10 protein-coding genes and 1 pseudogene are annotated in these 10,946 nt (G+C 67.5%); 4 read left to right on the top strand and 7 right to left on the bottom strand.

The window, feature by feature from the left end; translation table 11 throughout:
• Positions 1–68: 68 nt before the first annotated feature.
• The 5 genes from AC5Y2L_RS09980 to AC5Y2L_RS09960 are packed head-to-tail and all read right to left on the bottom strand — an operon-like array spanning position 69 to position 4,262.
• Positions 69–518: a hypothetical protein gene (locus tag AC5Y2L_RS09980; protein WP_499940070.1), complete on the bottom strand. Its 450-nt coding sequence runs from the start codon at positions 516–518 to the stop codon at positions 69–71.
• A 5-nt stretch (positions 519–523) separates the two neighbouring features.
• Positions 524–1,807 carry a DUF58 domain-containing protein gene (locus AC5Y2L_RS09975; RefSeq protein ID WP_499940071.1) on the bottom strand — a complete coding sequence of 428 codons (1,284 nt, stop codon included), beginning with the start codon at positions 1,805–1,807 and terminating at the stop codon, positions 524–526.
• Positions 1,808–1,826: 19 nt separating this feature from the next.
• Positions 1,827–2,795 carry an AAA family ATPase gene (locus tag AC5Y2L_RS09970; protein ID WP_499940073.1) on the bottom strand — a complete coding sequence of 323 codons (969 nt, stop codon included), beginning with the start codon at positions 2,793–2,795 and terminating at the stop codon, positions 1,827–1,829.
• A gap of 19 nt (positions 2,796–2,814) precedes the next feature.
• Positions 2,815–3,297 (bottom strand): hypothetical protein, encoded by a 483-nt coding sequence (locus AC5Y2L_RS09965; RefSeq protein WP_499940074.1) that lies wholly within the window; start codon positions 3,295–3,297, stop codon positions 2,815–2,817.
• A complete protein-coding gene (locus AC5Y2L_RS09960) occupies positions 3,294–4,262 on the bottom strand; it encodes a DUF4129 domain-containing protein (protein WP_499940075.1) in 969 nt (322 codons plus the stop codon). Before AC5Y2L_RS09960 ends, AC5Y2L_RS09965 begins: the two co-directional genes overlap by 4 nt.
• Before the next feature lie 193 nt (positions 4,263–4,455).
• Here AC5Y2L_RS09960 and AC5Y2L_RS09955 point away from each other — a divergent pair.
• A pseudogene (locus AC5Y2L_RS09955) lies at positions 4,456–5,737 on the top strand (HNH endonuclease).
• 2 nt (positions 5,738–5,739) lie between these two features.
• On the opposite strand, the gene AC5Y2L_RS09950 reads toward AC5Y2L_RS09955, so the two are convergent.
• Positions 5,740–6,612: an SDR family NAD(P)-dependent oxidoreductase gene (locus AC5Y2L_RS09950; protein ID WP_499933233.1), complete on the bottom strand. Its 873-nt coding sequence runs from the start codon at positions 6,610–6,612 to the stop codon at positions 5,740–5,742.
• Positions 6,609–7,211 carry a TetR/AcrR family transcriptional regulator gene (locus tag AC5Y2L_RS09945; RefSeq protein ID WP_499933234.1) on the bottom strand — a complete coding sequence of 201 codons (603 nt, stop codon included), beginning with the start codon at positions 7,209–7,211 and terminating at the stop codon, positions 6,609–6,611. The genes AC5Y2L_RS09950 and AC5Y2L_RS09945 overlap by 4 nt, the downstream gene beginning before the upstream one ends.
• 44 nt (positions 7,212–7,255) lie before the next feature.
• Between AC5Y2L_RS09945 and AC5Y2L_RS09940 the strand changes: the two genes are divergently transcribed.
• From AC5Y2L_RS09940 to AC5Y2L_RS09930, 3 genes are all read left to right on the top strand, one after another.
• Positions 7,256–8,392 (top strand): phosphotransferase family protein, encoded by a 1,137-nt coding sequence (locus AC5Y2L_RS09940; RefSeq protein WP_499933235.1) that lies wholly within the window; start codon positions 7,256–7,258, stop codon positions 8,390–8,392.
• Positions 8,392–9,507, top strand: coding sequence for an Rv3169 family protein (locus AC5Y2L_RS09935; RefSeq protein ID WP_499933237.1), 1,116 nt, complete (start codon positions 8,392–8,394; stop codon positions 9,505–9,507). Before AC5Y2L_RS09940 ends, AC5Y2L_RS09935 begins: the two co-directional genes overlap by 1 nt.
• A gap of 90 nt (positions 9,508–9,597) precedes the next feature.
• Positions 9,598–10,944: a flavin monoamine oxidase family protein gene (locus AC5Y2L_RS09930; protein WP_499933238.1), complete on the top strand. Its 1,347-nt coding sequence runs from the start codon at positions 9,598–9,600 to the stop codon at positions 10,942–10,944.
• Positions 10,945–10,946 lie beyond the last annotated feature (2 nt).

Raw genomic sequence — 10,946 nt, 5'->3', positions numbered from 1 at the left:
CCACTTCGCCCGGCTGCGCCGCGCTCGTGATCGCCACTGAACCTGATGGTGGCGACCCACTTCCGCGATCAGCCCAGAAACGGGCGGGTGGCCAACGCGTAGATCGCCACCACCGCCAATGGCGCCACCAACGGCAACCACGGCAACTGCAACGGGAACGCCGTCGCCACTAACCCGGCGAACGTAAAGCCCACGGCCGCAACGGCTGTCGGCGCGCTGCCCAGGACAGTGCCGACGGGTGTGCCGATGGCGTACCGGCACACCAGGTAGGCTGCGGCGCAAAGTCCGGACATCGCGGCAAACAGCGCGGGTGGACCGGACAGCGCGACAGTGCACACCGTCAGCAGCACGGCAAGCGTTGCGGCCGGACGGTATGCCAGCCCGACACCCGCCGCAATCAGCGCTGCAATTCCCATGCCGAATGCCGCTCCGTGGGATGCGACCGCTGCCGAACTCACCATGAGCAGCCCGAATGCCGCTGCCAGAGCACGAGCTCCGGGTTGGGTCGGGGATGCCATGAGCGCTATCTCCGGATCCGGCGACGGCGGTCGGGTATGGCGCCCATCGACTGCTCCAAAGTGTCGTCGCCATGCCAGGCGATCACATCGACACCGATGGTGGCCATGTCGCGATACATCGCGGAGCGCTGCAGTCCCCACATCCGGATCACCAGGGGGTCATGCTCGTCCTCGAACGGCGAACTGTCCAGCACGTCGACGGCCACCACCACATGGCCTCGCTTGCGAAGGTCGATCAAGGCCAACGCGAATTCGGTGTCGAGCAGCGTGGAGAACGCGATGACGATCGCGCCCGCGGGAATCGCCGCACGCGGCGCCAGTGTCCCCGTTGTGCTTTCGAAGCGGTTCCCGGCGTCGAGCACGGTATCGAGGATCCGATAAAACTGGCGCTGCCCGATATCGGCGCCCAGCCATCTCGGCCGGTTGCCGCCGAGCGCCACGATGCCGGCCCGGTCGCCGTTACGCAACGCGGTCTGCACCACCTGGGCGGCGCCCCGCACTATTCGTTCGGTGGCCTCAGTCGCCGGGCCGGGCGGCTGCTGGTAGGTGTCGATCAGCACCACCACATCGGCGGCGCGGTCGGTCAACCGCTGCGTGACATGCAGGCGGCCACGGCGCGCGCTCACCGGCCAGTTCACCGCGCGCAGTTGGTCACCGGGGACGTAGGGACGGATGTCGGCGTATTCCACTCCCGGGCCGATGTAGCGGGTGAGATGGGTGCCCAGGCGGTCCAGTAACTCGGTCCGGGGGATCGCCGTCGACTGGGGCGGCGTCAAGGGAAACACCACGACCTGCGCGGCATCAACGGCCCCGGTGCCCGTCAGCAACCCACCGCGGGCGACCACGTCCACCCGCGCCCGGATCGGATACCGGCCCCAGCGTTGCGCCACTGCCACAACAGATTTCGCAAGCGAGCCGGGGGCCGGAGCGGCCATGTCGGCCAGCTCGAGCTGCATTCCCTCCACGGCAGCAATGGAGAGTTGGACACCCGGTACTGTCCGGGTTTGCGCCGAGGAGCCCTCGATTTCTGGGGCGGCCCAGACGGTCAGCCGCGCTGGCTCGGTTTCGAAGAGCCGCTGTGAGTCCGGCTCCCCATACACACGAACCTTCGGCACCGGGCGCTGCCAAGTGATCGAGCACAACACGCCGAGCAGTGGCGCAGCGAACGCAATCAGCTGCCAGCGGCCACCGATCACCGCTGCGGCCAAGGCGAATCCGGCGCAAGTGGCGATCGCCTGAGTCAGTTTCGATGCCCGCCAACGTAACTCGACTTCTTGGCTTTCGATCACGGCGTCACCGCCACGTGTCTCACTTCGTGCGCGGCACAGGCAGGCGCCGCAATAGTTCCCCGACCACGTCGGCGCCCTGGATCTTGCGCACCCACATCTCAGGCCGCAAGGTGATTCGGTGCGCCACCGCCGCCGTCGCGAGGGCCTTCACGTCTTCGGGGATCACATAGTCGCGGCCCAGCAGCAGGGCACGGGCACGCGCGAGTTGAACGAGGTCGAGTTCGGCTCTGGGACTGGCGCCTACGGCCACCTGCGGATGGTGCCGGGTCGCGTTAGCCAGCGAGACCACATAGTGCAACACGTCCTCGTGCACGCTCACCTGTTCGACCGATTCGCGCATCGCCATGAGATCGTGGGCGTCCACCACCTGGTTTACCGTCGCCTCGACCGAACCGCGTTCGAGGCGGCGGCGCAGCATCGCGGTTTCGTCGCTCTCCGAGAGGTAGCGCAATTCCAGCCGGATCGCGAAGCGGTCCAACTGTGCCTCCGGCAGCGGATAGGTGCCTTCGTACTCGATCGGGTTGTCGGTCGCTAGAACGATGAATGGCATTGGCAGCTTATGGGTTTGGCCGTCGATGCTCACTTGGCCTTCGGCCATCGCCTCCAGCAGCGCCGCCTGCGTCTTGGGCGGCGTGCGGTTGATTTCGTCGGCGAGCAGCAGGTTGGTGAAAATCGGGCCCGCGCGGAATTCGAAATGACCCGACTGCATGTCGTAGATGGTCGACCCGAGCAGATCCGCGGGCAGCAGATCGGGGGTGAACTGAACCCGGGTGAATTGCAGCCCCAACGCGGAAGCGAAGGATCGGGCAATCAAGGTCTTGCCGAGGCCGGGCAGATCTTCGATGAGGACGTGGCCGCGCGCGAGCACCGCGATAAGGATGAGGGTGAGGGCGGAACGCTTTCCCACCACGACACGTTCGATTTCGTCGAGCACCGCCTCGCAATGGGAGGTGGTTTTGCTTGGCGCCCAAGCAGCCGGCATCGTCATATCGTGGTGGCGCCTCTCATCACACTTGCTCCAACCTATGCAGAATTTCCTCTAGTGTCCCCCGGCCGGGGCCCGGCGCGCGGTCACCGGTACGCGAGACGTTGTTCGGGTTGACCCATTCCCACAATTCGGCGCCGAACAGCATTCGGCCGGTGGCGTGAAAAGCCGTGGGGTCCTTGGCCTGTCCGTGGCCGGTGGCGATTTCGAAGCGTCGGGCCAGCATGGGACGCAGGTGCCGGTCCCAGTCCGCCCGGGTGGACTCCGACCACCGAATCGTCGTCTCGGTGGTGGACAGCCAGCGGCGCAACCCCTCGCCGAGATCGTCGGGAGTCCGGTCGATCTCGGCCGCGGCCTGGTGACCCACCAGCCGGCGGATGTTCAGTAGCACCAGAGCTACCGCGGCACCGGCCCCGGCCAGCACGAACCGGCGGTCGTGCAGTATCAGCGCCAGCAGCTCGATACCGACAATCAGGCAAACCCCAAGCGCGATAAGTTTTTTCATGCGCCACCCCGGATACCGGTGCGCGGAGCCAGTTCATCGAGAACCAGCCTGAGCACCCGCACCGCCACCTCGCGGTGGTCCTCGTTCATCACATGTGAGCTGAACCGGGCCTCGGCAAACAGGTTTACCAACCGCGCTGCGTTATCGGCATGCAGGGCATGGTGTTCGACGGCTCGGGCCAACACTTCGGTGGGGGTGTCGAAGTCCTGAGGAACGGCATCGGGAACATTCGCGAGCTCACGTTCCATCGCGGCATAGCAGGCGATGATCGCCTCTCGCGGTTCGCGGCTGAGGTCGGCGATTTCGGCAAGGCCGATTTCGGCAGCTCGCACCAGCGATTCCGATTGCGGTGGGGCGGCCGCTGATTCTTGCGCGTCTTGATTGTCCATGGTCGTGGTCGGCGTGACCGTGCGCCAACGTCGTCGTGACATCAGGATCGCTCCGGCGACGATGATCACCAGCATCGGAATAGCGCCGGCAAGCAGGACCTTGAACATGTCACCCGAGCCCTGGGGCGGGTTTTGCGCCGGCGGCGGCGGAGGTGGTGCGGTACGGGCGCCCGTCGCCGTCGCTGTCGGATTCGTGCTTGCCACCTGCGAACTGCTGTCGTGCGGCACGGATAACCGGGCCAGCAGCCATGCAATCAACAACCAGGCGACGATCACCGCGAGTCCGATCAACAGCACGCGCCAATTGGCTCGTCTTCGGCCGGCGCCGAGCATTTCGGACAGATCGCGCGTGTGTGGCGCCACCGCCCGTGGATCTCGCAACCGCCCAATGACCGCTATAGCCAGCAGCGCCAGCGTCACGCTCAATATGGCCACGATGATCATCAGCGCCGCGCGGTTGCCGATCAGCTCGCGGGTCGAACGATTCTGGGCCGGAAGGTATCCACGCAAGGCAGCAGCAACAAGCAGCAACAGCACTATCAGGACGACGACGCGCCGCGTCGGCTTCTCAGTCACGAGGCGGCCAATACCGGCTTGCGCGCGACGACCACGCGCAGGGCCACGGTGGCTTGCAGCCGCGCCAGCGACGCATCGAGGCAGGCGATCGCCCCATAGCCGAAGGCTAGCGGCGCTGGCCTATTGCGGTCCAGTTCGCGTGGCGTCCGCCGGCCTCGGCGACTTGTCGTCGCCCTCGGGTATAGTCGAACACATGTGCGATTCCTTGGCGGTGGTGGATCCGGCGTCTGATGAAGCGGCGTTGATCGCGCGCATCGGTGAACTCGAGCGGATCAAGGCCGCCGCCGCCGCCGGGCAAGCCCGTGCGGCCGCGGCGCTGGACGCATCGCGCCGCGCCGCCGAGGCCGGCGCCGGGGTGCCGGCCGCGCGGCGCGGGCGGGGGGTGGCCAGTGAGATCGCCTTGGCCCGCCGCGACTCCCCGGCGCGGGGCAATCGGCACCTAGGCTTCGCCAAGGCGTTGGTGCACGAGATGCCGCACACCTTGGCCGCGCTGGAATCCGGGGCGCTCTCGGAATGGCGGGCCACCTTGATCGTGCGCGAATCAGCCTGCCTGGACGTCGATGACCGCCGGGCGCTGGATGCCGAGTTGTGCGCCGATGTGGCCAATCTGGACGGGATGGGCGATGCCCGCATCGCCGCGGCGGCCCAGGCGATTGCCTACCGGCTGGACCCGCACGCCGTGGTGGAACGGGCCGCCAAGGCCGACGCCGAGCGCACGGTCAGCATCCGGCCCGCCCCCGACACCATGACCTATTTGACCGCCCTGCTACCGGTCGCCCAGGGGGTGGCCGCCTACGCCGCGCTGCGCCGCGCCGCCGACACCACCTTCGACGGGCGCACCCGCGGGCAGGTGATGGCTGACACCCTGATCGAACGCCTCACCGGGCGCGCCGCAGCGATACCCACCCCGATCGCGGTGAACCTGGTGCTCTCCGATGCCACCTTGCTCGCCGGCGACACCACGCCGGCCCAGCTCAGTGGCTATGGGCCCATCCCCGCCGCGGTGGCACGGGCCATGGTGGCCGGCGCGGCCACCGACCGGCGCACCCGCGCCACCCTGCGCCGGCTCTATGTCCACCCGCGCAGCGGAGCACTGGTGGCCATGGAAAGCCGGGCCCGGCGCTTCCCGCGCGGCCTGGCCCACTTCATCGCCCTACGCGATCAACGCTGCCGCACCCCCCACTGCGATGCGCCCATCCGCCACACCGACCACGCCGACCCCTGGGCCCAAGGTGGACCCACCAGCGCCGGCAACGGGCTCGGGTTGTGCGAACGTTGCAACTACGCCAAAGAAGCCCCCGGGCTGGCAGGTCAACACGAGCATCGACGAAAACCATACGCACACCGCCGAATTCATCACCCCCACCGGCGCACACTACCGGTCCACCGCCCCACCACCACCCAGCCCACGAATCGACCTCAGCGAAGTCGAAACCGCCATCACCATCACCCTCATCGACCTACACGCCGCATGAAACTAATCCAGGGTGAAGGGGCGGAAGGTGCCGTCGAGAACTTGGTGATGGCCAATGGTGCGTCCGGTGACCTGGGCGGGGTCGACGAGCACCAGTGCCACGGCCGCCTGCGCGAACTCCTCTGCCGGAGCGGTGTCGACGAATTCGCGCGCATAGTAGGACAGGCCCGGCGTCATGATCGGTTTCGACGGCGAGAGCGCATTCACCGCGATGTTGTAGTCGGCGAGATCGAGTGCCGCGCATTGGGTGAGGTGCTCGAGTGCCGCCTTGGAGCCGCCATAACCCGGCAGCACACCGGCGCTGCGGTCCGGATAGGGCCCATTACCGGGCATGCGGGATGCCACCGAGGTGATGTTGACGATCGACCCGCCCCCCGCTGCGATCATGTCGGGACAGACGAGCTGCATCAGCTCGTAGGCCGCGAACACCCCAATGTCGAAATGCCGGCGGTAGGCGGCCAGCGGCGTGCTGACGAACCCCGGCCAGCCGGGTTTTTCGCTCTTGGGGTTTGTCGGCTTGGCGCGTGGCTGTGTGCCACGAGCCGGGCGGCCGGGCGCGGTGAATGCGGCGTTGTTGACCAGAATCGTGATGGGCCCCAATGCATCTCGAGCCGCCGCGACCAGACCGGCGACGTCGTCGCGGTCGGTCAGATCGGCTCGCACCGCCACCGCGCGCCCGCCCGTCGCCTCGATGTCCGCGACCGTCTCGCCAATGGTGCCGGGCAGTCGGTCGTCCCAGACCTGCTCGGTACGGCCGGCCACCGCCACCGCGGCGCCGTCGGCCGCCAGCGCCAGCGCGATCGCCCGGCCCAATCCGCGGCTGCCACCGGTGACGATCGCGGTCCGGCCCGCAAGCCGCGGGCGCGCGGCCGTCACCGGGTCACCCCGTGCACCAGGATGGCGGCGGTCTGCTCCACCCACGCCTCGTCCAGCTTTTCGTCGGGGCGCAACAGCATCCGCAGCATCGTCGTTCCCCCAATCAACTCGATCAACCGGTCCGGGTCCACATCGGGATGGGCTTCGCCGCGGTCGACGGCCTCGCGCAGCCGTACCCGCACCGCGGTGAACAGGTCCGCGAACCGCGCCATGACCCGGGCGTTGAGCTCGGCATCGGCCGTCATGTCGGCCACCAGGCCCGGTAGCGCGGCCCGCACCACCGGGGTGGTGAACACGTCACGCGTCGCCTCGATCATCATCCGGATGTCCGCGGCGATATCGCCCGCCGGAGCCTCCAGTGCGGTGGGCGCGACCGGGAACGCCGCCTCGTGCACCAACTCGGCCTTGCTCGACCAGCGCCGGTATAGCGCCGATTTCGTGGTACCGGCACGCTGGGCGACGGCCGCCAGACTCAGGTTCGAATATCCGATTTCCACAAGCAGTTCCGCGGTCGCAGCCAAGATGGCCGAGTCGATGCGCGGATCGCGCGGCCGCCCGGCGCCGGGGGCCTTGTCAAGGGAGGACGGGTCTGCTTTCATAACGCTACCTACCGTATCGTAATTACCCCGCGAAGGGACCACCCGTGGCCAACGAACCCGCGGTCGAAGATGTGGGCCGCTTGCAGCGCTCGAGCCGGGATACCACCGCGGTCCCGAGCCTGATGTCGCGATGGTTGTCGACGCTGTTGCCCGGCGGCGTGACACCCGAGCTGACCGTGGAAAGCGGTGTGGACTCCACCGGCATGTCGTCGGAGACGATCATCCTGACCGCTCGCTGGCCGGAGAACGGCCGGCCCGTCGAGCAGAAACTCGTCGCCCGCGTGGCGCCCACCAATGAAGACGTGCCGGTTTTCCCGACCTATCGCCTCGACCACCAATTCGAGGTCATCCGCAAGGTCAGCGAACTGACCGACGTGCCCGTGCCCCGGGTGCGCTGGATCGAGACCACCGGCGAGGTGCTGGGCACACCCTTTTTCCTGATGGACTACGTCGACGGGGTGGTGCCGCCGGACGTCATGCCGTACACGTTCGGCGGCAACTGGTTCGCCGACGCACCCGTCGAGCAACAGCGTAAGCTGCAGGACGCCTCGGTCGGAATACTGGCCGCATTGCATTCAATCCCCAACGCAGAGAATACATTTGGCTTCTTGACCGAACGACTGACCGGTGACACCGCGCTGCGCCGGCACTTCGGCTGGGTGCAGTCCTGGTACGACTTCGCAGTACCCGACATCGGCCGATCACCGTTGGTGGAGCGCAGTTTGCAGTGGCTACAAGACAATTGGCCCGACGAGGCCGCCGCCCGCGAACCAGTACTGCTGTGGGGTGACGCCAGAGTGGGCAACGTCTTGTATCGCGACTTCGAGCCGGTCGCCGTACTGGACTGGGAGATGGTCACGCTGGGCCCGCGCGAGCTGGACGTTGCCTGGATGATCTACGCGCACAAGGTCTTTCAAGAGCTCGCCGGATTGGCGGGACTACCCGGCCTACCCGATGTGATGCGCGAGGAGGACGTCCGTGCCACCTATCGGCGCCTTGCCGGCGTGGAAGTCGGTGACCTGCAGTGGTTTTACGTGTATGCCGGTGTCATGTGGGCGTGCGTGTTCATGCGGACCAGTGCGCGCCGCATTCACTTCGGCGAATTAGAGCAGCCTGAGGATGTCGAATCACTGTTCTATCACGCGACTTTGATGAAACGTCTTATCGGAGAGGAAAACTGATGCTAGGCCCACTTGACGAGTACCCGGTACATCAGCTTCCCCAGCCCATAGCCTGGCCCGGCTCGTCGGACCGCAACTTCTACGACCGCTCCTACTTCAACGCCCACGACCGCACCGGCGACATCTTCGTCATCAGCGGCATCGGCTACTACCCCAACCTCGGCGTGAAGGACGCGTTCTTTCTGATCCGGCGCGGCGATACTCAGACCTCGGTGCACCTTTCCGACGCCATCGACCAGGACCGGCTGAACCAAAACGTCAACGGCTACCGCGTCGAGGTCATCGAGCCACTGCACAAGGTACGGATAGTGCTCGACGAAACCGAGGGCATCGCGGCCGATCTCACCTGGGACGGGCTGTTCGACGTGGTCCGCGAGCAGCCGCACATCCTGCGCTCGGGCAACCGGGTGACGCTCGACGCGCAGCGGTTCGCCCAGCTCGGCAGTTGGAGCGGCCGGCTGGTAATCGACGGCGAGGAGATCGCCGTCGATCCCGCGACCTGGATCGGCAGCCGTGACCGGTCCTGGGGCATCCGGCCCATCGGCGAGCCGGAACCGGCGGGCCGGCCCGCCGACCCGCCGTTCGAGGGCATGTGGTGGCTGTATGTGCCGATCGCCTTCGACGAGTTCGCCATCGTGCTCATCATCCAGGAGGAGCCCGACGGGTTCCGTTCACTCAACGACTGCACCCGGGTATGGCGCGACGGCCGCGTCGAACAGCTGGGCTGGCCGCGGGTCAAGATCCACTACCGCTCCGGCACGCGCATCCCGACCGGGGCCACCATCGACGCGACCACTCCCGACGGCACACCCGTGCACTTCGACGTGGAGTCCAAGCTGCCCGTCCCGATCCACGTCGGCGGCGGCTACGGCGGCGACTCGGACTGGTTGCACGGGATGTGGAAGGGCGAGAAGTTCGTCGAGCGGCTGACCTACGACATGACCGACCCGGCGATCATCGCCCGATCCGGCTTCGGCGTCATCGACCACGTCGGCCGCGCGGTCTGCCGTGACGGCGACCAAGACCCGGTGGAGGGCTGGGGCCTGTACGAGCATGGCGCGCTGGGCCGGCACGACCCATCCGGTTTCACCGACTGGTTGACGGTCGCCCCCTGACCGCGCCCAACGTGCGGTTGATGCACGCGTATGTCGAAAAGGCGTGACATTCCGCCACACTCGGCGCGGATGTGCGGTTCACTATAGGGCGTGACGGACCCGCCACGGATTGTCGACGTTGTGGTAGTGGGCGCCGGGTTCGCCGGGTTAGCCGCGGCACGCGACCTGAAACAGCAAGGTTACGACGTGCTGGTCTTCGAGGGTCGTGACCGGGTGGGCGGACGCTCGTTCACCGGCAGCGTCGCCGGCCTGCCGGTCGATATGGGTGCCGCCTTCGTCGGGCCGACCCAGGACGCCGTCCTGGCGCTGGCGGCCGACCTGCAGGTTGACACCGCCCCGACCTACCACAACGGCAAGAACCTGATCCATTGGCGGGGCTGGGCCCGCCCGTACCGCGGCACCATCCCGAATCTGTCGCTGACCGGACTGCTCGATATCGCCCGGTTACGTTGGCAATTCGAAAGAATCGCCCGGGCCGTCCCCAGCGCCGCGCCCTGGGCTGCCCGACGCGCCCGCGTACTAGACGAGCTCTCGTTTGCCGAGTGGCTGCGCTCGGTACGGGCCACCGAGTCGTCGCGAGTCCTGATGGCCATCATGGCCCGGGTGACGTGGGGCTGCGAACCCGAAGAAGTGTCGATGCTGCACGCCGCCCGCTACGTGCACGCCGCCGGCGGCCTGGACCGGTTACTCGACGTGGAGAACGGTGCCCAGCAGGACCGCTTTCCGGGCGGCACGCAACAAATCGCCGAGGCGGCGGCGGCCGAACTCGGCGACGCTGTGCTGCTCAATGCCCCGGTCCGGCGCATCGACCGGCATGGTGCCGGTGTCACCGTCACCTCCGACCGCGGCCAGGCGGAAGCCGGGTTTGTCATCGTGGCGATTCCGCCGGCGCACCGAATGTCCATCGAGTTCACTCCCCCTTTGCCCCGCGAGTACGAGCAGCTCGCCACGCACTGGCCGCAGGGCAGGCTCAGCAAGGCCTACGCGGCCTACCCGACGCCGTTCTGGCGGGCCAACGGCTTCTCCGGCATGGCGCTGTCCGACGAAGGCCCGGTGTTCATCACTTTCGACGTCAGCCCGGATGACGACGGACCGGGCATCCTGATGGGCTTCGCCGATGCCCGCGCCTTCGACTCGCTTCCCGGCGAGCAGCGCCGCCGCGACTCGCTGCGCTGCTTCGCGTCGCTGTTCGGCGACGACGCGCTCAAACCCCTCGACTACGTCGATTACCGTTGGGGCGCAGAGGAATTCGCGCCGGGCGGCCCGACGGCCGCGGTGCCGCCGGGATCCTGGACCCGCTATGGGCAGTGGTTGCGGGAGCCCGTCGGGCCGATCCATTGGGCCGGCACCGAGACCGCCGAGGAATGGACCGGGTATCTGGACGGGGCCGTCAGGTCCGGCCACCGGGCGGCCGCCGAGGTCGCCGAACTGTTGTGAGG

The sequence above is a fragment of the Mycobacterium sp. NGS66 genome, from assembly GCF_059812225.1.
Note: the sequence above shows the minus strand (reverse complement) of the source record. Positions and strands in the feature narration are given on the sequence as shown.